The sequence below is a fragment of the Leptospira ellinghausenii genome (genome assembly GCF_003114815.1).
Lineage (GTDB): Bacteria > Spirochaetota > Leptospiria > Leptospirales > Leptospiraceae > Leptospira_A > Leptospira_A ellinghausenii.
In genome coordinates this window covers 148,903-172,022 of the sequence record NZ_BFAZ01000005.1, presented here as the reverse complement: position 1 = coordinate 172,022, position 23,120 = coordinate 148,903, and the positions used below count along the sequence as shown (strand labels likewise).

Below are 23,120 nucleotides of genomic sequence, written 5' to 3'. Positions count from 1 at the left end.
TAAGTTTAGAATAACCCCTAAAAATCAAATGATTCTCTATCCAGGATTTGAATTTTGGTCAACTTATGTTAGAAGATAAACGTATATCAATATTGAGATCTTTCGTTGTTGGGATTGCTGCATTATCACCACTTCTCATTTTGATCATAAGTAATGAAGATATTTTATCAGTCGACTTTCCTATATTAGTTGGACTTTTTATCCAAGCCTACATTGGTTTTTCTTCGTTTATGCTTGTTCAATCTTATGAACCCAAGGAAAAAAATAAGGTAACAGTTGGGTATGCTATTTTTTGGTCTGCTTTGGGTATTTGTTATATATCTGGTAAATCATTAATGATGCCCATAGCCCTTGAAATTACCTCATTTTCGACCATCCTGATTTATTCCGGTACAGAATATGGGAAAAAACAAATCGAGAGTTTAGGCTCTTTGCTTTTGGCTTCGGGTATCGCAGCTTTATTTTTATCGGCTTGGGTGATGTTACCTGATGGTGATAATATTGGAATTTTACTATTGTTAATCGGACTATTAATCAAATCCGGATTTTCTGGTTTTCATATTTGGTTGCCTAAGGTTAATGAAGGAGGGCCATCTCATGCTCTCGGATCTTTTGCAGGTGTCTTAGAAATATTTCCTTTATTACTCTTTTATCGTTATGTACTACCGAATCAGTTGGATCCAATCATCTATCAAGTATTATTTCCGTTAGCTGCTTTAGGTATATTTTTTGGTGGAATCACAAGTTTCTTTCACAAGGATCCAAAAATATCTTTAGCCTATAGTTCGATCGAATCACTTAATTTTTTATGGTTATGTTTGATTATAACTGGGATGTTTCAGTTTTCTGGTGATATCGATTTAATGAATTTAAGTAATTCATTTAGGATTTTGTTTTTTTTAAGCTTATTTCATCATTCTTTCTCGAAAACATTTCAACTTTTTTCAATAGGAATGGTTTCAAGACTTATAAATTCAAACAATAGTGATGAATTGAAGGGTATTGGTAGATTACTCGGAATATCTCCATTACTATTAGGAGCTGGAACTTTTAGTTATGCTGTATTGCCAGGGACGATCGGTTTTGTTTCGGAAGCTACATACTTTTATTTAAATGTAAGGATATTAGATCTACCAATAGGTCGTTCTGTGTTTTTATTACCTTCAATGATATTCATATTCTTTGGAATTGTTCTTGGTGGATTCACTCACATTAAATTGTATCTAACTATGTTTTTATCTATTCCAAGGAACAATATGAACTTAATTCCATTTGGAGATATGCAAAAACGATGGTTATATATTTCTCTGTTGAGTCTCGCCTTTATGATTTATCTATTTCCACTAGTATTGCCATTTTTTATTGAGTTGCCGATGTTAAAACCATTTGCGGATCAGCAATTGATCGATTGGTTTTGGAACATTTCTTTTGTATCCATGGTTACTATACTAGTTATTATCGTTTTTTATCTTTATGATCGTTGGAATCGGAAAAAAATTGCAGAGTTAAAACGAAAGACTTGGGATTGTGGTGGGGGTTATTCGGGGCACGAACTATCAGTACCTTCGACTGTTTTTTCCAGGCCTCTAAATAATTCTCTGGGAAGATATTTTGTGAATAAAATGGGAGATTCGATAGTTGACAATTTGATCATCAAATCTCTTACATTTATATTTAATTTTGGAACAAAACTTGTTTCTTCAACAAACGAGCCTAAAGAAGAAGATATAAGTAAATACCTAGCGATTTCTTCTATGTTTTTGATTTTCATTTTTTCATTATTGATATTTGGCGATTTTAAAGGATAACATCATGGAGTCTTACATTCATTTTGTTTACCTAGTTTTTTTATTTGTATGCCTTCCTTTTTTGTTAACAGGTATTTTTCGAAAAGTAAGAGCATATGCGCAAGGTAGGCGTGGACCAAGACTCATCCAGTTTTATCTGGAGATATGTAAATCTTTTTTGAAACATCCTGTTGTTAACAACAACTTTTCATCTATCTCAATGTTGGCTCCGAGAATTGTAATTTATTCATCGTTGATGATTTGGAGTATTGTTCTTTTTGAATGGGCACCTTTTATCTTAATTCCATTTTTTTTAGCCTTATATCGATTCGCTTATATTGGTTTTGCTATGGAAGGTGCAACTTCCTTTGGTGGTATGGCATCGGGAAGAGAGATTTTATTGTCAGTGATGGTGGAGCCAACTTTTATTCTCATGATACTAGCTGCACAATCACATATCGAAATTTCTGAAACTCCTCAAGGAATATTAATAGGATTACTATTTTTAACTTTATCCTTTATTACAATTCTTGCGGAATTAGCAAAACCTCCATTTGATGATCCACGAACTCACCTAGAGTTAACAATGGTTCATGAGGCAATGATTTTGGAAGCGTCTGGAAGGCAGTTGGCATTTTTTGAATTAGCAAGTTCTATCAAACTTTCTGCATTACTTGTTTTTTTGGTTAAGTTAGCATTAGAACATTCAAAGCTATTTAAATCTAATTATTTGAATGGAATCAATCAGGAATTCCTGATTTTACCTGCAGTAGTTCTTTTGGCAATTTTGATAGGTTTTTGGGAAGCAAATAGTGTTCGAAGGAAATGGACCTGGATACCTGAATTTATGGGATTAGCATTTATTGCGATTTTGATCTTAGGAACCCTGGTTAAACTTTCATAGGATAACACAATGATATACGATTTCGTTTATTTATTATTACTCTTGTCTGGGATTGTTGTCTTAGTTGAAAATCGATTAAGTCGGATTATTTTATTTTTAAGTCTTCAAGGTTTTCTGCTTATCTTTCCTGTGATTCAAACTCATGAAGGTGATTGGCAACATGCAATTTCATTAATTTTGTTAGTTGTACTTTTTAAAGGACTATTAACTCCATGGATTTTAAACTGGACTGCGGATAAATCAAAAATGAATGAGAGTACCACTCCTAGATTTGGTTACTTGGCAACACTCTTGTTTATGGTTTTAGGATTGGTACTTGCTGTTAAAATAACGGAAGGAGTTCCATTGTTGTCGATTCCTGTTCATAAAATAGCATTGATTTACGTGATTTTATTGGTATATGTAGGTATTTTGTGTTTTGTTGTTAGGCGGAATTGGTTGGCGTTAATTGCTGGATTTTGTGTATTTGAAAATGGAATATTTGTTCTAACTATGGTATTGGATAAGGGATTACCATTTGGTTTGGAGTTTGGATCATTTTTGGATGCTATATTGGTAATAGTTTCGGGAGGAATATTGCAACTATCGCCTCATATGCATGTAAAGGAAAGAAAGTTATGATGGAAATCGTATTTTATTTATCTGGTATCATAACTTTTGTTATTATATTTTTAATTTCTATTTTTGCTCCCACTAAAGGACAAACAAGGATTTGGTTGTGGAGTTTACTCAAAATTTGTTTTTTTTCTGTATTATTTTATTCTTGGTTTACGGATAATATTGTATTAAAATGGATTTTGATTGAAGCTTCAACTTTGTTTGGAGCGTTATTAATTTCGTCGAGTGGAACGGAACGATCTTTCCATGTTGGATGGAAATTTTTATTGATTAATTCCTATGCCCTTGGTTTGGCTTTTTTGGGGATTGTAATACTTCTATTTGCATCCACTCCTTTACAAAATTTAGATTTTGCTTCTCTTAAACTTGGTTTAGAAGGCCAATCGGGTCTTCTTGTGGAAACAGGTATACTTTTAACGATTTATGGCTATAGTGGGAAGTTGGGTTTGGTACCAAATCACTTTTGGGTTGGTGATACTTATGCAGAAAGCCCTAGCCAAATATCTTCTTTGATTGCGTCGTTTGTCCCTGTTAGCGTAGTTCTTGCAATTCGACCGTTGATTAAGCTGGAAAATGAATTAAATGTTCATTTGATCAATGCCTCCAATGGATTATTGTTCATTGGAATTTTAACTATTTTATATTCAACTTTGATGTTAGTATCTCGAGATGATATTCGAAGAATTTCAGCTAAGGTTGCACTTTTCCATACTGGAATGTTAACACTATTTTTATGGTTGGATGTTTCTGATGAAGTATTTTACTTTTTACTCGCGACAACAGTTTTAGTGAAACTTCTTGTCTTTTTGTCAATGGGCATATTAAGAATGGATGCTGGGAAACGAAATATTTCTCAGATCCTAAATGGAGCTAAGTTGAGCCATAAAGCATTGTATGTTTATTTATTGGCACTATTGATTGCATTTGTTTTTCCTCTTTCTCCAGTTTTTGTTTTGGATTTGAAAATCATCGAGATTGCGATCTTGAAAAAACAATTTTACTTATTTATATTTCCAATTTTGGGTTCCGTTTTCTTTTTTGTTTCTTTAAATAAAGTGTTACCAATGGTAAGGCTTGAGAACCGTGATTTTAATTCTGAAATATATGGAACATTACGTTTGCGATTTTATTTTTTTTGGATTAGTTTGCTTTTCACCATCTCTGTTGGTGCTTATGGAATGTATAATTTGATGGCAATTTACCTATGAAGAAAATTACAGGCATCACTCATTTTAACGGATCATATTTTCAATTCATTCATGAGAATCAAAATGTAGTTATGGAAGAGGAAGGGGCCAAAAAAAGTACGATTGATTTTTTATTGGATGATCAATATCCGATTTGGTTAGTTAGGCATTCTTTTGGACAAGACATGGGGCATGAAGATTATTCTGGTTTAAAGGAAGATGATTATTTGTCTGATCAGAGAGGTAAAGTTTTATCTTTACACCAAAAATCGGGAGTGATACGTGATTTAGCTTATCATGGATTGTCTGTCCCATTCTCAATCGATCATTATTCACATGCTGTTGGCCCCATCCACGCAGGTATCATAGAGCCAGGTCATTTCCGATTTGTTGTTGAGGGAGAAGTAATTCGTCATTTAACAATTCGTCTTGGTTACCAGAAACGAGGTATACAAGATATTTTAGTTGGTAAGTCGGTGGATCAGGTAATGCCATATTCAGAAATGATCTCTGGAGATACAAGTGTTGGATATGCATTAGCATTTTCAAAAATATATGAAGATTTTTATAAAATCACGGTAACAAAAGACATTCGTTTATTTCGATCTTTACTCGTAGAGTTGGAAAGAGTTGCTGTTCACATTGGGGATTTAGGTGGTATTTCGGAAGATATCGGTTATTATCCATTATATGGAGTGTGTGTTACCGATAGGGGAGCTGCACTCGGACTTATGGAGACATGGACAGGACACCGCTTTGGGAAATCAGTGATTCGTCCTGGAAAACTGTTACTCAATCATCGAATTAACGCCAAACAGGCTAAAGATGCCTTTTACCAATTAAAAAAAGTTTACCAAACTCGAATTCGTCCTCAAATTTTAAGAGCTCTTTCTATATCTACTCTTAAGGAGAGGATGCAAGGTTGTGGATTTATATCAGAATCCGATGTTCAAAAACACGGATTTATTGGAATGGTTTCTAGAATGGCAGGTGTCGTGGAAGACTTACGAATCAATCATCCAGATTACCCTGATTGGAATCCACTTCCTATAAAAGAAGAGCACCATCATTACAATGGTGATGTTTGGGCTCGGATGTACATTCGATATGCTGAAATTGAACAATCGCTACTTTGGATGGAAAAAAAAGTAGAGGAATTAGATTGGAATTCGATTTGGAATGCAAAAGAGATTGGATCATCATTAGATATAAAAGAAAAAAAAATACAACCCGGAATTTTTTATTCAACAGTGGAAGCATGGAGGGGTCCTTTGTTAGTTGCCCTTAATATTGATGACAATGGGTTTGTAATTAATTCTTATATTCGCGATCCTTCTGTATTAAATTGGCATGCACTTGAGTTAGCTGTTCGTGGAGAACAAGTGAGCGATTTCCCATTAAACAATAAATCGTTTAACCTAAGTTATGTTGGATTTGACTTATGAGTTTTTTATTTGAATTAAAGAATTTTTTCACGAAAAAAAATGTTCTCGATTTTGAGAAAACTTCCTATGTCCATCCGAACCAAAGAGGGATTCCAATACCGACAAAGGCAATGGAGAATGGATGTGGAAACTGTAAGGAATGTGAAACCCTTTGTCCAACAAAGGTAATCCAAAGAAAAGGGGATGACCTACTTACAATGGATTATGGAAAGTGCCTACAATGTGGACTTTGTGTAGAAATTTGCCCTGACGGTAAACTTCGTAATTCAGGATTTATATACACTTTCGTTTTACACCGAGAGGAATTTTACATTACTTACAAAAATGGAAAATTGGAAAGACCCAACCAATCTAAATTTACACTCACTGAAAACCAAGAACGATTTCGCCATTTAACACAAAAACGTGGGTTTTTGTATAGAGAAGTTGCAGCAGGTGGAAACAATACAGTCGAATCGGAACTGAATGCCTCCTATAATTCCGTTTTTGATTCCGAACGGGAAGGGATTCGATGTGTTGCGAGTCCCAAACATGCCGACGCCATCGTGTTTTCAGGGCCGGTCAGCGAAAATATGGTAGTTCCATTGCAAACTGCATGGGATGTCATCAGTGAACCCAAAGCATTGATTGCCTGTGGGACTGAAGCTGTCAGTGGTGGACTTTTCCCGCAAGGAAAGTTACCGAAAGAACCAGACCTTTATATTTCAGGAGATCCCCCAAGACCTGATGTCATTTTACAAGCCTTCCGTTTGTTATTAGGAAGATTTTCCTTCCAATTCCAAGAGGCGCTTCACAAATTTTTAGAGAGTGAAAAATAAGGCCCGTGGAATTAGAAAAAGAAGAAATTGTCAGAGTGTTGGTTTTAGAACCACAGAAAAAATCGTACGATACCATTTCCCAATTACTCTTAGAATGGTTTGGTGAATACATTGATTTGACATGGCGTTCTATTTTTGAGAATGGAGCCGAGGAAATTAAAAAAGTCCAGTATGACCTTCTCATCACTGAAATTCAATTCCCAGAATTAGAGGAATCTTCTGAATCTATCTTAGAAAAAATAATGGATATGGCCGGTCCTTCCGAACTTCCAGTGGTTGTGTTTACCAAGGCAGAGGGGAAACAACTACCAATCCATGCGTTTCAATTAGGTATCAATGAATACTTCAGCAAACGTAGGTTAAAGAAAAATATTTTAGAACATCGCTTCCGGAATTTGTTCCGGGAAATTTATCGTAAAAAAGTAGTATCCATCCAAATGGATGATAGTTTGAAACGTTTCCAAGATCTTTACGGGATGAACCAATCAGAAATTCAAGATTTGAATACGATGGTTAAAAAGTTTAAAAAGGAACTTGAGAAAGAATATGAAGAAAAGTTAAACTTAGAGTTTGAAAAAAAGAAAATGCAAAACGTATTTGGGATGTACGTTGACCCTATCATTGTTGAAAGTTTAATGAATAATACATTATCATTAGATCAAAAAGGGAAGGAACAAGAAGTATCAGTTTTATTTTCAGATATTCGTGGTTATACATCCTTATCTGAAAAAATGAAACCCGAACATGTAATTTCCTTTTTGAATGAATATTTTACTGCTATGACGGAAGTGATTTTGGGTTATGGTGGTATGATCGATAAATACATAGGTGATTCCATCATGTGTTTGTTTGGCGCACCAGTTTTTCAAGAAGACCATAGACAAAATGCTCTCGATTGTGCTTTAGAAATGTTGCAAGTATTCGAATTATGGCAACCAAAATGGAATCAAATTTATGGATTCACTCCGCAGATTGGAATCGGTGTGGCATCAGGGAATGTGATTGTAGGGAACGTGGGTTCGTTTCAAAAACTTTCATACACAGCAGTAGGGGATACTGTGAACATGGCTAGTCGATTGGAATCCATGGCTAAGCCAATGCATGTCTATGTTTCGGAAGGTTTATATAACCATCTACCGGAAGAGTATTCTAAAAAATACCGATATGAAGAATTGGAACCAGTCAAAATTAAAGGAAAAGAAGGTTTACACAGAATATTAAGTGTAAAACCAAATTAATGTAACTACAGGGTGCTACAAAACTGATACAATTCGTTTGTTTTCAGTTTTTCATCCTTGGTTGTTACATACACTTTCATATCTTCAATTTCTAATCCCAAAACACTTCGGTATTCTTCAAATTTTTGTATTGTTTCTGGTTCTTGTTTTCCATGGCCAGTTAGTTTGGCAATCACACCAGCAAAACCAATGATTTGTCCAAGGGAAGTTTGTTCTTTAATTGGTTTTGCTAAATCTTCAATTGAAGAAATAATAATCGAAGGCATTTTCCATAGTTTAGCTGCTGCACTTCCCATTTCATACGAGTCCACACCATACGCTTTTTTTTCCAACGTTATGAGGTTTACATCTGATGTTTGGAATTCTGTTAACACTTCTACATATTTTTTGCGATCTATAGTATTCAAAACGATACGACCTAAATCCTGCATGAGTCCACAAGTGATGGCAAGTTCGGCTTCTTTTTTGAATTTTTTTTCTTCACAGAGGATTTGGGCAAAAATTCCTTTCGCAACAGAATGATCCCAAACTTCATCCCGGAATTTTTTATAATTCCCTTGGCTAAAAAGAGAATCCGTCATCGACATTGCCACCATACTGCGAACGGTTTTAAAACCGAGACGAGTGATGACCTGCTTCATGTTGGCAACAGGATTTCCTCGGGAAAAAAAAGGAGAATTGGCTAATTTTAAAAGTCTTGCGACAAGGACCTGGTCAGATTGGACTTTTTTCTCTAACTCACCAAAAGAAAGTTCGTTATCATCTTCTAGGGAAAGTACGGAAAGTAAGACCGGCGGAACAATCGTCAGATCTTTGATTTGGGATAAGTATTCTTCCAGTGTTGCCATAAGTTTTGGGACCTAAAGTCAGAATTTAAAATCTTCTGACGATGGAAACCAAAATCTAAGCTTTATCTGGCTACGATTCTTGCGAATTCAATTCCTTTGAAATAGTGTTGTAAAATTTCTTTGTGGTTGAATTGACTTTTTGCCATTGCAAAACTTCCCCATTGTGACATTCCCACACCATGACCAGAACCTAAACCTTTCACATAAAAATCACCAGACTCTTCTTTTCGAATTCCAAACCGAGTGGATTTTAGTTTTGTGGCGCCGATTTTTTTTCGAAATTCAGTAGCCTTGATTCTTTTGGTTCCAGATGTTCCTATAATTTCTAATTCATTCACACGAGAAGTTGGAAATCGATTGGCAACGATGATATCTTGGATATCACCAACACCTAAGTCACGTAAGCTGTTATTAACATAATCGGTTTTCCATTTTTCTTCCCAAGAATATTGATCTCCATCCTTATCATATTCAGAAGGAACTGGTTTTAAATATTCAACAGAATTCCCCCAAACATTTGCGGGATCTTCCGTGTAACCGCCAGCATTCGAATGGAAAAAACTTTGGATTGGTTGGCCTTTGTGAATGAGGATCAGGCCCTCCGTTTCAAATACAGCTTCGGTTGTATTTTTATGTTCTTTGTTTTTGCCTTTGTAAACTTGAGTATTTGTTGATGTGTCCACATCATACTCTTGTTTTCTTCGATTTAACATTTCTTTCACAACATAAGTTCGTGCACAAATCGCTTGTGCTTTTAGTGCTTCTTTAGGCCAAGAAGCACTCACTTCAGATGGTACAACCGATAGTAAGTATAATTCAACGGGAACGATATTGATAATGAGAACTTTTCCATCAATAGGCTTTACTAAAATACTGCCACGGTAACTCACACCTTTGTAATCAATCCACTCAGAATTACTTTGAATGGATATAGGTGCTTTGATCGCTGTTGGATTTAAGGATAAAAAATCATATGCTTTTTTGATGGTAAGATCGTTTGCATCTTTAACTATGATTTCACCTGAGGATTTAAAAATTTCTTCATCACTCGCATAACCAAGAAGTACTCTTACTGGTCGCGATTTAAAATTGGATTCATCTGGGGCCCAGTTCGTTACCATAACACTCGCACATCCGATTTGTCCTAAAATGACGATGCAAAAAAATAAAATCGCTGTCCGTTGTTTCATAATTCCCTCCCTACTATTTTCGGAAGAAACAGAAAATCGATAAAGGGATTTTATTGATGTTTTCTACGAAAGAAAAGGACGGATTCCGTATGAGGTGTGTGTGGATAAGGATCGATCAAAATACCATCAACATAGTCATAAGCCGACAAAAATAAAGTCACATCTTCTTTTTGTGAATAAGGATTACAAGAGACATAGAATACAAATTCAGGTCCGAAGTCCCGGATCCAATGGTTCACGAGTTTTCCTGCACCGGCTCTTGGAGGGTCTAAAATCAAACTTGCATTTTCTTGTTTTTTGAGTCCGTCTGTAGAAATAAATAAATTGGCTACTTGAAAGGAATGTGATTTGTTAGGATAGACATCTTGGAATAATTGAGAAGCAGTTTCGATAGAAGATTCTGTGAGTTCGTAACCATCAACATGTTCGAAATTTTCACCGTATAACAAAGAAAAGAATCCATTTCCACAAAACAAATCAATTAAAGTAGTTTGATCCTTTGTCATCCGTTCCTTAATGAAATTTAAGATGGGTAAAAATCCATTTGGGTTAGGTTGGAAAAAAGAATCAAATGGCACTTCAAACCGATGGCCAAGGACGGATTCTGTAAAACTATCTTTTCCTCGTAAAATTTCAGGTCGGCCTACTGCCGAAACTTCTGATTTGGGACGGTTGTAACAAAAAAGCAAAGAAGGTTGTAACAATTGGGAAAGGCATAAATTTCGAAAGGATTCCATTTTGGGATCTGCTTCATACCCTTCAGTGAATGTAAAAATTAGGATTCCATCCTCGGTATTTTGTGCCTTACGAATCGTTAGGTATTTTAGTCCTCCCGCTTCTGATTTTCTGTCCCATATGACTTCTGGCATTTGATCGAGAACGGATTGTACATCCTGTAAAGCTTGGTTCGCCCATGCTGATTGGATGGAGCAATGTTTGATGGGCACAACTTTCCTAAAATTTCCACGTTGCCTTTGGCCAATGATAGGGCCTGGAAAAACAGAAAAATCCATTCGCGAGCGGTAGGAATACGTTTCTGTTTGCGAGACTGGCTTTAAGGAAATTCCTAAATCTTTTTGGAATAATTGTAAGATTGGCTGGAATTTTAACTCCAATTGGGTTTCGTATAGAATGTGTTGGCCAGTACAACCACCACAATTGCCAAACACATCACATTTCACCAAATCCCAGTTGTGGTTACGGATGATTTCATGGATTTTTAAGGATCTCTGGCGAGGTCGTCGTTTGACATATTCGACTACAAGTTCGTCACCTGGATGGACAAAAAATATGTCCACCTTTTTTCCGTTAGGTGCAGTAACGATTCCCGAAAAGTCGGAATTGAGTCCTTCTACTTTGACTTTGTCCAATGTTTTCTACTTGCCAGTTCCTTTTCTTTTGAATACGATTTCTGACATGGTTTTTTCGAAAAGACTCTTTTCCACGTTTGTTCTTCCTTTCATTCTTCTTTTTTCCTTTTCGCAAGTTTCGGCACAAGTATTACTCACGAATCAAATCTTAGATTTAAGATCTGAATCTTCCTTCGGAAAGGAAATTCATAAATGGAGTTTTAAACCTGGTGATTCACCTCGAGTGACGGAAAACACAGAGGATGATTTTTATCTGGATGAAGACGAAGGAGAAATCAAAGCACATGTTTTTTCTTATGCACAACCAAACTTAGATGAATCAGTTCGGACAGGATGGATTTCTGGTTTTCAAATCCAAACTGGTTGGGACAAGGTGACCGATGGTGATGGCGAATTGTATTTCCCTAGTTTTTTTGATTATATGGAGAAATACAAAGGTTATGGTTGGTATCGGACTGAGATCACAATCACGAGTAGTGACATTCAAAATAAATTCAAATCAAGAAATTTAAGCTTAAGGCTTGGTCAAATTAGCCAAGCAGATGCAGTGTATTGGAATGGTAAGTATATCGGTGGTACCGGATTACTTCTCGATACTGATACAAATGTCCAATTAGAAGATAAATCTCTTTATAGTGATAAAATTAGATTTTATCGAATTCCATTCCATTTATTAAAAATTGATGAACCGAACGTACTTGCTGTCAGAGTGTATGCGAAATACCCATTGAGTCCTGGTCTATCACATGATAAATTTTATATTTCCTCATACAAATATTCAGAACGAGCTGAGTATTGGAATGATTTTAAGAAAATTTTTGTCATCGTATTGACCATTTTACTTGGATGTTTTTATTTATATTGGCAGTTTTTATTTCGAAATGAAGAAAATGCAACCATATACTTCTCGTTAGGTTCAATATTTATGGCACTGAATACATTGTTCCAGAGCCAAATCATCTATTCAATATTGAGTGATGGTTTTTGGATTAAAAAATTGGAGTATGTAACATGGGTTGGTCTGGTTCATTTTTTATTTAACTTTATCGTACGTTTTGCACATGTTCGGAGTGGTTGGATTAAGTTGACCAATAGATACATTGATGGTGCTGGAATTGTATCAGCAATTGTAGTTTTATTATCACCGAATTTACTCTTTTTATCTAAATACTTTTTTTATTGGAGTTTTTTTACAATCCTTCTTGGAGGAGCATTGTTTTATATTCTTTTCCTCGGGAGAAAAATTCCTTCGATGGGAACTGTATCATTCGGTTTTTTTGCATTCATAATGCTCATGTTAAATGATATTTTTGTGGAAATGCAATGGGAATGGTTTCCAAGCCATACATATGTGAAAGATTATGCCTTTGCTGCCTTCACAATCTCAGTCGCATTGTCCATTGTGAAAAACATGATTGATTCACGTAAGATGGTGGAAAAACAAAAAGAAGAAAAAGAAAGATTATCCCGTTATTTTTCACCTGCAGTTATGGAGACAATTGTTGCTGATAACATTAAGTTAGGTGGTGAAGAGAAAGACATTGCAACTTTGTTTTCAGATATCGTTGGTTTTACAACATTTGCTGAAAAAAATCCTCCAGGAGTAGTTTTAAGTCACTTAAATACAATTTTTGAATCCTTATCGGATTTGATATTTCATTACTCTGCGACTTTAGACAAATTCATTGGTGATGCCATTATGGCATTTTGGGGAGCACCAAAACAAACAGACCTAGATGCCTATCATGCGATTGCTTGCGCAGTGGACATGCAAAAGAAAATGGTTGAGATCAATGAACAATTAGGTTTAGAACCAGGAACCTTCCGATTACGTATCGGTGTTAATTTTGGGGAAGCGATAGTCGGTAACATTGGATCAGTCAAAAGAATGGATTACACTGTCATTGGTGATGCAGTGAATACGGCCGCGAGACTGGAAAGTCATGGAATACCAGGAAAAGTCGCCGTATCGGAAGCTGCCTTCCTCGCTGCTGGCGGCGAAAAATACATCGAATATGAAGATACCAAAGAGTTAAACTTAAAAGGTAAATCAGAACCTGTAAAAGTTTACTTTGTCACCAAGGTTCTTCCCAGAGATTAGTTATCTTTTTTTAATTCTAACCACTTTTTCCTTTCTGAAGTGGTTAGTTTTTCGATTGCATAACGTAACATCGTACGAGGCATTTTTGTTGCATGATTTTTGAGAAACATCCGAAGAGTTTGGATGTCTCGTTTACCAATTTCACGTAACATCCATCCTGTTGCTTTATGAATCAGATCATGATTGTGATTTAAAAAATATTCACATAACGATAAAGTTTCTTCAAATCTACCTTTTCTGATCCAATGGAATGTACTTAGTATTGCGATACGATTTTCCCATAAATCTTTTGAGTTCTTTAGTTTTTGAATGATAACATTATTTTTATCAAAATAATAATCACCTATGATTTTATCTGCACTTACATCCACCAAATCCCAGTTATTGATGTACTTTGTGTTTTTTAGATAAAATTGGACAATTTTTTCTCTTTCTATTTCTGTTATCTTTTTGGTTTGGTATTTTTGTATGAGGACGAGAAGGGTTGTGAGACGGACTTCGTGGTAAGGGGAAACAATCAATGATTGTAAATCATCTAGACTCAGTTTTGGTGCAAACTTTTTGGCGACTAATCTTTGTTTGGGTACGGTGATACCAAGGAATTGGTCACCTTCGCCATATTCTCCAGGTCCTGTCTTAAAAAAACGAGGGAAAAATTTTGCCTTATTTAAATCTTTATGTTTGTTTAATTCCTCTAAAAAAAATTCTTTTGTCTCTTTCATACTCCATAACTCACAGTGAGATTCGCGGTTGTCATATTTTCAGCAACTGTTTCACATTCTTCCATACTCCCCTGGAAACAGATGGCTTTGCCTTTTGAATGAGCTTCCATTGCAATTTTTTTGGCATCTCGTTTTGTTTTGAAACATATCTTCATCAAACAGTCTTCAACGTACGAAAACTCATGGATGGAATCATTGAATAAAATGACAAAATAATCGTAAACCGATTCGCTTTTTAAATTGGTTTCCTCTTCAAATATCGGTTGGATCGGTTCTGTCATGGGAAGAGTGAGTTGGATTTTCCACTCAGTTCACCAATATACTCCATATAGGAATTCAATTTAAACTTCTTTTTTGTTGAATCGGAAGACATAAAACGTACATTTCCAAATACATTTCGTTCGGGAAACCATGGTCTATCAAAAAGTCCAAAACACCATAAAATTCCTGTGTATGAATTTGGATTCCTTCCGTCAAAAGCATATTTATTATTTAGATGTTCTAAGGTCGTAAAGGCTTCTTCGTAGGTCTTTGACCATTCAATGACTTTTTTCCCCCATAACATTCGCATATAGTTGTGCATTCTACCAGTTTGGACCAGTTCAGTTTGTGCAGCATTCCAAATTTCATCATGGGTATTCGCGGATTCAAATTGTTCTAAGGTATAAATATATTCCCTGTGATCTTTTTTGTGTCTTTTAAAATTTTCTTTCACCCAATCTGGTAAATGATCGAGTGTAATGTTTTTAGGTTTGTCTTTCCAAAAGAAAAGATATCCTATGTCACGCCAAGTGACCAGTTCATCTAAAAAATGATTGGTGGCAATGGATGGAGAATAAAAATTTTCCCTATCACCTGGTTTTGTATGACTCAAACGTTCAGGGTTCCATTTTCCATTGGAACTATGTTTTAACACTGCATAAAAAATTTCTTCCAGACCAATCCAACCAAAGTGTAAATAAGGGGAGAGCCCACTGGTTGCAGTTTGTTCTGGTCGATTTGGTTCCGATCGTTTCGTAAGATACAAATCCAATTTTTTTTTGATAAACTCATCTAACAATCGCAAGGCTTCTTTCCGACCACCTTTCACATCTTTTACGGGAGAAACTTGGTTTTGAAAGGAGATTGTTTTTAAGATAGAATCAATTGATTTTGGAAGTCCAATTTTTTGATTTGGTTTTGTTTTCCCAGTGATACTTGTTAGTTCTTCCTTTTTCCAAATGGGTTTACTAGGAGTAGGAAAATTTGAGTTCAGTTCTTTATGGATCCATAAACGAAGGATTCTGGCTGCACTTGCAGGTTTTTGAAACCGAGAGAAGGGAATAATTGAATTACTATCAACCGAAAGTAGTTGACAGTCTATCTTTTCTGCCAGGCTTGCTGTTTGATCCGGAATGATAAAACAAGGAAAGTCATCAGTGACAATCACACATGCGTCCTCGCAAATCTCCTTGAGTAAACCTTTTCCTAAATTTTGTGGAGTTTCGACAAAAGGCCAATAATTGATGCCTAGTTCGTCTGCTCTTGTTTGGTTTTCAAACATACCTTCCAAGATGAATTTGTGAATTCGTTCTGAATTCCATGGATAATCCATACGAAGGCCTTCGTATACAATGAGTTCTTTATTGATTTCACGAGCGAGTTTTATTGCATGTTCGAAGGCATGGTTGGCATCAAATCGTCTGTAGGCTTGCATCCAATAGAGGACATAGGTTTTTTGGTTACGAATCGGTTTGTCGTTACAGATACGGATACGTTCAGAATTCACTCCTATTAGAGGGGGAATAGAGACTGCTTGTAATGGTTTTTTGAGCAGATCTTATTCCAAAAGGCGGATTGCTTATAATTTAATCATTCTGTTTTTGAATGCATCAGATTGAGTAAGAGTTCCAGAGAAGTTGGTTTCCTTGTTGGAACAGTCAGATTAGAATTTAAGGCATATTGGAGGGTTTTTAGGCACCACTTGATTTTTTTTGGACAATTTGAGTCGATTTTTCGCATCGGGTACCAATCTTGCATTCTTATTCAGCAAATAACATGGAAAGGATACATGGCAATATGAAACAATATTTCAAATCAATCGCCTTCCTTCTCCTGGTAGTTCCGATGTTCCTTTTTGCAGATGAAGCTGCAACCGTCGTGAACCCAGCAGAAGAAACCGCAAAAGCAATCCAAACATTAACTGTAGGACTAGACACATTATGGGTATTAGTTGCAGGTATGTTGGTGTTCTTTATGAATGCTGGTTTTGCTCTCGTTGAATCAGGATTTGCACAATCAAAAAACACAGTGAACATCTTAGCAAAAAACTTTATCGTTTTTGCAGCGGCAACTTTCTCTTATTGGGCCATTGGATGGGGACTCATGTTTGGTGACGGAACTCCATTTTATGCAACAGATGGATTATTTTTCCTAGGTGGTCTTGATAACTCTCCTGCCATAGGAGATGAATACAAAGGTGTTTACTCTTCCATGAATTGGACAGGTGTTCCCCTTCTTGCAAAATTTTTCTTCCAACTCGTTTTCGCAGCGACTGCAGCTACCATTGTTTCGGGAGCAGTTGCCGAACGAATTAAGTTTCATTCCTTTTTAATATTCTCTTTTATCCTTGTTGCTGTGATGTATCCTTTCACAGGCCATTGGGTATGGGGAGGTGGATGGTTAGCAGGACTTGGTTTTCATGACTTTGCTGGTTCCACCGTTGTACACTCTGTAGGTGGTTGGGCTGCCCTTGCAGGAGCCATCGTTCTTGGGGCAAGAAAAGGAAAATTCTTACCAGACGGACGTATCAAACCAATCCTAGGTCACAACATGACTTCTGCTGCGTTAGGAACTCTAATCCTTTGGCTCGGATGGTTTGGATTTAACCCTGGTTCAACCATGGGAGTTGGTGATGGTAGCACAATGTCTCATGTCATTGTGACAACGAACATCTCTGCTGCACTTGGTGCACTTGCATCAACTGTCACTGCTTGGATCATCTTAAAAAAACCAGACCTTGGTATGATTTTAAACGGAACTCTTGCAGGTCTTGTGGGTATCACTGCACCATGTGCGATTGTTAGTCCAACATCTGCTGCAATTATTGGTGCGGTTTCTGGTGTTCTCGTCGTATTGTCAGTGTTATTTTTTGATAAAATGAAGATTGATGATCCAGTTGGAGCAACTTCCGTTCACTTAGTTTGTGGTATTTGGGGAACCTTAGCGGTTGCCATCTTTGGTTACGAAGGTGCTCCTGCCGGAGTAGAAGTTCCTTCAATCGTAACTCAACTTTATGGAATATTGGCAATCGGTGGATTCACTTTTGTAGTATCTCTCATCCTATGGTTTGTGTTAAAACTAGCAGGTGGAATCCGAGTGAGTGAAGAAGAAGAATTGAGTGGATTGGATCTTGGGGAACACGGAGCAGAAGCTTACCCAGATTTTAATATCCGAGTTCGTGGGTAAGGAAATAGGAGTTAAACATTATGAAAATGATCATTGCAATCATCCAACCACATAAGTTGGAAGAAGTTAAAGCAGAGTTAACGAAAAACGAAATTTATCGTTTAACAGTATCAGACGTTCAAGGTTACGGGCAACAAAAAGGAAAAACAGAAGTTTTCCGTGGACATGAATACACAGTAAACCTTCTTAGAAAAGTAAGATTGGAAATTGCTGTAAATGATGAATTCGTGAAACCAACTGTAGATGCTATTTTAAAAGCAGCTAAAAGTGGAGATGGAAAAATTGGTGACGGTAAGATTTTTATCACTCCATTAGAAGAAGTGATTCGAATCAGAACTGGCGAAAAAGGCAAAAGCGCCATTTAACATTCCTTACTAAAAGGAAAAATCGGAAAACGTATGGGTGTGAAAGATTCACTCATACGTTTTTTACTCGATTTGTATAACGAAAGTATTTGTTCCTTCTTTTTTATTCTTTAGAATCATTCCTTGATTCACTTTGAATCCCCCCAAACGATATGGATTTAATATTCGTTCCAAAGGAATGATAACACCATTGAAGTGAATGGAATGGATACATCCATTTTCTCTTCTAATATTGTATATAACTTCGAATTTTGTATCAAATCGATCGAAGTTGATTTTAAACCCGTCGAAATCCTTTGGCATCATAGGATCAAAAATGATTCCATCGTGGAAAAATTGTAACCCCAACAGAGACTCATAAAATAATTTTAAAAAGATTCCAGGGCCACTGGAATAAACCCTCCAACCTCCTTCGAGTGGGATATCTCCTTTCCATAACTGTTCGTAATTTTTTTCTGCATCCTCTCTATTTAAAAAAAATGCATCCGAACTTGAATAATAACAGTTGGATTGCCTGATCCGACTTTGCGGAATCCGTTTATTGATACCGATTGGGTTTGTTAGATTCAATTGTGTGAAAAATTCATTTGATTTGCCCATATAAGCAAGTGCTTCACAATACCGCAGATGAGCATGTGTGTACATGAGTCCAATTTCCCTTCCAAAATAACTGGCTGTTTCTGCCCGTTTGAAAAAGGTAGAATTTCCTTTTTGGTATGGAACTGGCTTATTGAATAAACGGACTCCATCAGGTCCAGTTAAGTGTTGTTTGATGATCTTTAAATGATATTCTGCTTCTTCTAAGGTGAAAACATTGGAAAGGATTCCATAAATCATGGGAAGGATACTGTACTGAATTTTGGTTATGGTGTCTAATGGATGTAAATATAAAATATTTTTTTCCTTTGGAGAAAATTGAACTAGTCCTGCAATAGTTCGATTTTCCATACATTCGGAATGGATTTGTTTTGTTAGAGTTTGAAAATGAATTTGGTATTCAGCTTTTTCGTCTTCCTTTCCAATCCAATCATAAAACCAGACTAGTTTTTGATAGAGTAGATTCTGTAGTTCTGCGGTCCATGTACTCACAGCTTGGGATTGAAAGAATGGTTCTTTTGGTTGCATCGAATCATTCCAATCACCATTTCCGTATTTAGGTAAAACTGTATTCTCGATGAATCGATTTTTGATTTCGCGTAAAGTGATTTCCATCCCAATTAAAATACTTCGTTTTGAAGTTCTTGTTTGGTTTGTTGTGAATTCATCTAATATGGACCTGTCATGACTTCTTTCTAAATAGGTTAAAATACAAATGATAGGCCAATATAGGATGTCCCCATGGGAATCATTGGCTCTAATATGTTTGTCCCTCCCATATAACATAAACCATTGTGGCCAATCTCCGTCTTCATTTTGTTCGCTGAATACATGGATGAGTAATTCCCTTATAGCAGAAAAATTACCAGTTGATAAAAGGAATTCAAATGCTCCTTGGCATACATCTCTTGTTCCCCATCCACCACCTGAAAATTGTTCCAATCCCCTTGGATTTAAAAAATGAATTTCAGCATTTTGTTTGAACCAAGGTAATATATCAATCATCTCTAAAAATTTTACATTGTTGAGTGTCATTGCAGAATTCAGAAGGGAATGGTGTTCGATCCCATTTTCTTTTTTTGTTAGGGAAGGGCTTACATCCACTTTTTCATCATTCAATTCTCCGTAAATTTGGAACGTTAGTTCGGAATGAATTTCTGTTTTGATTGTGAGATAAGGCAAACCAAGTGACTTGCCCTTTTCGAATAACAAACGATCATCTGAAACGAAAAATCGAGTTATCTGATTTGAACGAATTCGGAATCCTTTTCCATCCAATCGTTCGTAGAGGGAACTCTTTTGATTGGGAGTGATTAATATGGATTCGTTTTCTATGGCAATCTTCGGTGGAATTGGTAAGTCTCCGTTTTCGCCGTCAAGTCCCGTAGAAAAGGAAAATAGAACTTCCAGTGGAGAACTAAATGAATGGAAACATGATAATGAAAGAGAATCATCTGGATTGGAATTGACTTGGATTCTAATCGTTTTTCCTTCGAGAAGATACACCCATTCTAAAACATCGGGAAGGTATGTTTGGTAGGATGGATTTCCCAAACGTTTCCATACAGAATCTAACTTACAAAAAATACAAAGGCCTTTGGAAACACTCGTTCCTAAGTCACCTGTTTTACGAGATAAGAATAAGTTTAGGCTCGTGTGACCTTGTGTGAGCTGGGAAATAAAGATTCCATTAAAATAACAAGTGGCAGTCAGGGATGATTCTCTTGGAAGGTACTCATTGCCTGTTCGAAGGATTTGCCCTTGTGGTCTTAGGCAATGTATTTCTTTTTCTTTGAGTGTCACATGTTTTGATTGTTCGGTAAAAAAAGAAAGTAAAGTTCCTTCTTGGTTTAATTCAGTGTTCCGCCATGGATTCGGAAATAGTTCCTTTAATTGGCTCTTTGAGACAAGTCCACCCTCTATACTTTCTCCAAGATGGAACAAACTAACGTTTGTTTTTCTTCCATTCTCCCATTTCGTATCATCAACCTCCCAATCCAGTTGACAGGTTTTGATTGTATCGGAAAGTGAAGGTGCCCGTTCAATGGTCTCCACGTTTTCAAAGAAGAAAGAATAAAAATGACAATCTAGTGATTGGTTCTGAATTACCTCTATCCCTTCTGTTCTAAGTCCCACCATCGAATGTTCTCCCTGGCGCCTTCGGTTGGGAAACTCAGACAATTTACCTTGGTGGAAAATATCCCGGCCATCTGTCGCATAAGACGTGATTGTTTGATCTGAAAAAGTAAGGCAGGCTGGGTTTTTTCCGAACACAGATTCATTCTGTCTCGAAAGAATGGAAAGACCAAATTCTTTCGTATTATAGACTTCATGGTGGATGTATTGTGAAACAAAAGCTTCATTGAGTCTTGCACTAGAATAATCACAAAGTCCAAGATCCAATGTATTCACTAAACTAACAGTCACTGTATCATTACTTTGGTTTGTCACATTTGAATACACTCTCCAACAATTAAGATTTTTGTGTAACTGAAGTTTTGTGATGATTTGCAAACCATCAATGTTTCTTTGGATGGTAATTGCGTTTTCGGAAGTTTTGATAAGGGGAGATCCCAAAGGAGAAAATAAAGGTAAAGTAAATGTGTGAGAATTTATTTTATATTCGATCGTAAGATTGGTAAGGCTTGTTTCTAATTCATTTCCCAAATATAAATTTACGAGTATATTTTTAAAAAAAATAGAATGGAAGGAAAGATTGGACAAAATTTTAATATTCAGTCCAGATTTATTTTTGAGTAAGTACATCAATTTTCCTTTAAGAATGGGCTCAATGGATTCAATGTCCATTTACCAAAATGACCAAAGTTTAGGTGGTAATCATATTCTAGTGCAGTTTCTTCCCCTTTTGCTAGAATGATGGTAGTGATTCCGAGAGAATGAAAATTCTTTAATACTTTTGAAACTTCGAATTTTCCGACACTAGAAGTTGGTCTATCGATGACAACAAACTTGGGTTTTGCAAATTGGATTCTGATTGTTGAAATCTTGAATTTTTCGGCTAACGAAAGTTCGTCGTCCCATTCCTTGAGAGCAGACAATCCACCTAATCGTTTGACAAGAGTGTCTAAGTTATGGAATTTTAATTCTTTCATCACCCTTGAGTCTGGTATTGTATTCGCTAGAAATGTTGGAACAATGACATTTCGTAATCTTCCTGGTGGAAGGTAGGGCTGTTCTGGTAAAAATAATACTTCGTCACGGTTTGGTTTTAAGATTCTTCCTTCGTTTTCTTTGTTTAACCCTGCTAAGGTTCTAAAAAGAATCAGTTTTGTGTTTTCATCAATAGCCGTAATGAGCCAACGTTCCTTTCTTTTTATCTTAAGATTCAGGTTTTGGATGAGATACATTGATTTGTCATTTGCATACAAACTAAATTGATCAAAGATGATCTCGTCTAAATGGAAACTATCTTGTTCTCTTTGTTTTACCGTTTTAATTGATTCTTCCATTGCTGTATCTAAAGATTGTAATCGTTTTACCACAGCACTAAAGGAAGAAATTGATTGGAATTGAGTGACGATTAGAGAAAATGCATTCAATAATGTAGTAAATGCAAGTCCTGCTTGTGTGATCACTCCAAATTGAATTTCTCCTCGCATATAACTTGGTGCAATGAGTAACATTGGTATGATTTGAATGAAATAATTGTAACTATTGGTAAAAAGACTTAATCGTAAATTGACAGAGATTAACTTTTTAAAGTTTGTCACTAGTTTTTTCAGTTTTGATTTTAAGCGAACCGACATTCGTAATTCACGATGGGTAAGGGCAATGGATTCTGCATGTTGTTTGATATGAAGTAAATCAGACCGGTAATTGGCTTCTAAATCGAGTTGGTTGTAGTTGATTCGTATCAGATCTTTTCCTAAAAGAATTGTCGAAATGGTTCCAATCATCGCATAAAGTATAGCAACAAAAAATAAAATTGGATTGATGCTCCAAAGTACTCCTGCAAACGAAACAGCAGAAAAAACTCCTCCTAAAAAAAGTAAGATAAAAGACAAAGTAGTGGTGGTGAAGGCTTTCACATCATCAGTAATCCTCTGGTCAGGATTTTCGATTCCTTTTTTGTTTAGAATCGAATGGTAGGTTTTTTCACTTAAGTATGATTCTGTAAATCTCCAAGTTAACTGCTCTCTCCATAATACACCCAGTCTTTCTTCAATAAATCGATAAATGCCTCCTATACCAGATGAAATGATAAATACAATTCCATACAACAAAGCAAAATGAAAAAAAGACTTAGAGTTTTTTTGTTCCAATGCTGAAATAAAATCTCTGCCTACATAACTATTGAGAACATTGAATCCATTGAATGTTATGACAAGAAGGAGTAAAAAAATACTATATCGGATGGCCGCAGGCCCTTGTTTTGAACGAAACAGTTGCGAAATGAAAGAAAGTAAGTGTTTGACGATGGATGGTTTGTTAAGTTCTGTCAGCATGAATGAATTTTGAGTTC

At 36.0% G+C, this 23,120-nt stretch carries 18 protein-coding genes; 10 read left to right on the top strand and 8 right to left on the bottom strand.

The annotated features are described in order from the left end of the window. The first annotated feature begins 92 nt into the window (after positions 1-92). From DI076_RS04885 to DI076_RS04855, 7 genes are read left to right on the top strand one after another with little or no spacing between them, the layout of a single operon-like run. Positions 93-1,808, top strand: a complete 1,716-nt coding sequence (locus DI076_RS04885) for a proton-conducting transporter transmembrane domain-containing protein (protein WP_245918276.1) — start codon at positions 93-95, stop codon at positions 1,806-1,808. A gap of 4 nt (positions 1,809-1,812) precedes the next feature. Continuing rightward, entirely contained in the window at positions 1,813-2,691 is an 879-nt protein-coding gene (locus DI076_RS04880; RefSeq protein ID WP_108958854.1) for an NADH-quinone oxidoreductase subunit H, read from the top strand. A 9-nt stretch (positions 2,692-2,700) separates the two neighbouring features. After that, positions 2,701-3,312: a formate hydrogenase gene (locus DI076_RS04875; protein ID WP_108958853.1), complete on the top strand. Its 612-nt coding sequence runs from the start codon at positions 2,701-2,703 to the stop codon at positions 3,310-3,312. Further along, the gene (locus DI076_RS04870; protein WP_108958852.1) at positions 3,309-4,517 is read left to right on the top strand and encodes a proton-conducting transporter transmembrane domain-containing protein; all 1,209 of its coding nucleotides are present in this window, start codon (positions 3,309-3,311) and stop codon (positions 4,515-4,517) included. Before DI076_RS04875 ends, DI076_RS04870 begins: the two co-directional genes overlap by 4 nt. After that, a complete protein-coding gene (locus DI076_RS04865) occupies positions 4,514-5,941 on the top strand; it encodes a hydrogenase large subunit (protein WP_108958851.1) in 1,428 nt (475 codons plus the stop codon). The genes DI076_RS04870 and DI076_RS04865 overlap by 4 nt, the downstream gene beginning before the upstream one ends. Then, positions 5,938-6,759, top strand: coding sequence for an NADH-quinone oxidoreductase subunit B family protein (locus DI076_RS04860; protein ID WP_108958850.1), 822 nt, complete (start codon positions 5,938-5,940; stop codon positions 6,757-6,759). Before DI076_RS04865 ends, DI076_RS04860 begins: the two co-directional genes overlap by 4 nt. A 5-nt stretch (positions 6,760-6,764) precedes the next feature. Next, positions 6,765-7,997, top strand: a complete 1,233-nt coding sequence (locus DI076_RS04855) for an adenylate/guanylate cyclase domain-containing protein (protein ID WP_108958849.1) — start codon at positions 6,765-6,767, stop codon at positions 7,995-7,997. A gap of 5 nt (positions 7,998-8,002) precedes the next feature. Here DI076_RS04855 and DI076_RS04850 read toward each other — a convergent pair whose 3' ends face one another. The 3 genes from DI076_RS04850 to DI076_RS04840 form a co-directional block, all read right to left on the bottom strand. Then, positions 8,003-8,845, bottom strand: a complete 843-nt coding sequence (locus DI076_RS04850) for an HDOD domain-containing protein (RefSeq protein WP_108958848.1) — start codon at positions 8,843-8,845, stop codon at positions 8,003-8,005. Between the two features lie 62 nt (positions 8,846-8,907). Continuing rightward, entirely contained in the window at positions 8,908-10,035 is a 1,128-nt protein-coding gene (locus DI076_RS04845) for a SpoIID/LytB domain-containing protein (RefSeq protein ID WP_108958847.1), read from the bottom strand. A 50-nt stretch (positions 10,036-10,085) separates the two neighbouring features. Next, positions 10,086-11,405, bottom strand: a complete 1,320-nt coding sequence (locus DI076_RS04840) for a class I SAM-dependent RNA methyltransferase (RefSeq protein ID WP_108958846.1) — start codon at positions 11,403-11,405, stop codon at positions 10,086-10,088. Between the two features lie 46 nt (positions 11,406-11,451). Between DI076_RS04840 and DI076_RS04835 the strand changes: the two genes are divergently transcribed. Continuing rightward, on the top strand, positions 11,452-13,506 hold the full coding sequence (locus DI076_RS04835) for an adenylate/guanylate cyclase domain-containing protein (RefSeq protein ID WP_108958845.1): 2,055 nt from the start codon (positions 11,452-11,454) through the stop codon (positions 13,504-13,506). Here the strand turns inward: DI076_RS04835 and DI076_RS04830 are convergent. The 3 genes from DI076_RS04830 to DI076_RS04820 are packed head-to-tail and all read right to left on the bottom strand — an operon-like array spanning position 13,503 to position 15,996. Then, positions 13,503-14,228 carry a DNA alkylation repair protein gene (locus DI076_RS04830; RefSeq protein WP_108958844.1) on the bottom strand — a complete coding sequence of 242 codons (726 nt, stop codon included), beginning with the start codon at positions 14,226-14,228 and terminating at the stop codon, positions 13,503-13,505. The genes DI076_RS04835 and DI076_RS04830 overlap by 4 nt on opposite strands. After that, entirely contained in the window at positions 14,225-14,509 is a 285-nt protein-coding gene (locus DI076_RS04825) for an ATP-dependent Clp protease adaptor ClpS (RefSeq protein WP_108958843.1), read from the bottom strand. Before DI076_RS04825 ends, DI076_RS04830 begins: the two co-directional genes overlap by 4 nt. Continuing rightward, positions 14,506-15,996 (bottom strand): cryptochrome/DNA photolyase family protein, encoded by a 1,491-nt coding sequence (locus DI076_RS04820; protein WP_167396507.1) that lies wholly within the window; start codon positions 15,994-15,996, stop codon positions 14,506-14,508. The genes DI076_RS04825 and DI076_RS04820 overlap by 4 nt, the downstream gene beginning before the upstream one ends. Positions 15,997-16,286: 290 nt before the next feature. On the opposite strand from DI076_RS04820, the gene DI076_RS04815 reads away from it, so the two are divergent. Together DI076_RS04815 and DI076_RS04810 are read left to right on the top strand one after the other, a co-directional pair. Then, positions 16,287-17,675 (top strand): ammonium transporter, encoded by a 1,389-nt coding sequence (locus DI076_RS04815; protein ID WP_108958842.1) that lies wholly within the window; start codon positions 16,287-16,289, stop codon positions 17,673-17,675. 20 nt (positions 17,676-17,695) lie between these two features. After that, the gene (locus DI076_RS04810; protein WP_015678663.1) at positions 17,696-18,040 is read left to right on the top strand and encodes a P-II family nitrogen regulator; all 345 of its coding nucleotides are present in this window, start codon (positions 17,696-17,698) and stop codon (positions 18,038-18,040) included. A 63-nt stretch (positions 18,041-18,103) separates the two neighbouring features. Here DI076_RS04810 and DI076_RS04805 read toward each other — a convergent pair whose 3' ends face one another. Together DI076_RS04805 and DI076_RS04800 are read right to left on the bottom strand one after the other, a co-directional pair. Then, entirely contained in the window at positions 18,104-21,403 is a 3,300-nt protein-coding gene (locus DI076_RS04805; protein ID WP_245918275.1) for a GH36-type glycosyl hydrolase domain-containing protein, read from the bottom strand. Then, a complete protein-coding gene (locus DI076_RS04800) occupies positions 21,403-23,103 on the bottom strand; it encodes an ABC transporter ATP-binding protein/permease (RefSeq protein WP_108958841.1) in 1,701 nt (566 codons plus the stop codon). The genes DI076_RS04805 and DI076_RS04800 overlap by 1 nt, the downstream gene beginning before the upstream one ends. Positions 23,104-23,120: the final 17 nt, after the last annotated feature.

Excerpts from the sequence above, each read along its gene's own strand:
- DI076_RS04880 (WP_108958854.1), top strand. The coding sequence starts at position 1,813 with ATGGAGTCTTACATTCATTTTGTTTACCTAGTTTTTTTATTTGTATGC.
- DI076_RS04875 (WP_108958853.1), top strand. The coding sequence starts at position 2,701 with ATGATATACGATTTCGTTTATTTATTATTACTCTTGTCTGGGATTGTT.
- DI076_RS04870 (WP_108958852.1), top strand. The coding sequence starts at position 3,309 with ATGATGGAAATCGTATTTTATTTATCTGGTATCATAACTTTTGTTATT.
- DI076_RS04865 (WP_108958851.1), top strand. The coding sequence starts at position 4,514 with ATGAAGAAAATTACAGGCATCACTCATTTTAACGGATCATATTTTCAA.
- DI076_RS04860 (WP_108958850.1), top strand. The coding sequence starts at position 5,938 with ATGAGTTTTTTATTTGAATTAAAGAATTTTTTCACGAAAAAAAATGTT.
- DI076_RS04850 (WP_108958848.1), bottom strand. The coding sequence starts at position 8,845 with ATGGCAACACTGGAAGAATACTTATCCCAAATCAAAGATCTGACGATT.
- DI076_RS04845 (WP_108958847.1), bottom strand. The coding sequence starts at position 10,035 with ATGAAACAACGGACAGCGATTTTATTTTTTTGCATCGTCATTTTAGGA.
- DI076_RS04835 (WP_108958845.1), top strand. The coding sequence starts at position 11,452 with ATGGTTTTTTCGAAAAGACTCTTTTCCACGTTTGTTCTTCCTTTCATT.
- DI076_RS04830 (WP_108958844.1), bottom strand. The coding sequence starts at position 14,228 with ATGAAAGAGACAAAAGAATTTTTTTTAGAGGAATTAAACAAACATAAA.
- DI076_RS04825 (WP_108958843.1), bottom strand. The coding sequence starts at position 14,509 with ATGACAGAACCGATCCAACCGATATTTGAAGAGGAAACCAATTTAAAA.
- DI076_RS04815 (WP_108958842.1), top strand. The coding sequence starts at position 16,287 with ATGAAACAATATTTCAAATCAATCGCCTTCCTTCTCCTGGTAGTTCCG.
- DI076_RS04810 (WP_015678663.1), top strand. The coding sequence starts at position 17,696 with ATGAAAATGATCATTGCAATCATCCAACCACATAAGTTGGAAGAAGTT.
- DI076_RS04805 (WP_245918275.1), bottom strand. The coding sequence starts at position 21,403 with ATGTACTTACTCAAAAATAAATCTGGACTGAATATTAAAATTTTGTCC.
- DI076_RS04800 (WP_108958841.1), bottom strand. The coding sequence starts at position 23,103 with ATGCTGACAGAACTTAACAAACCATCCATCGTCAAACACTTACTTTCT.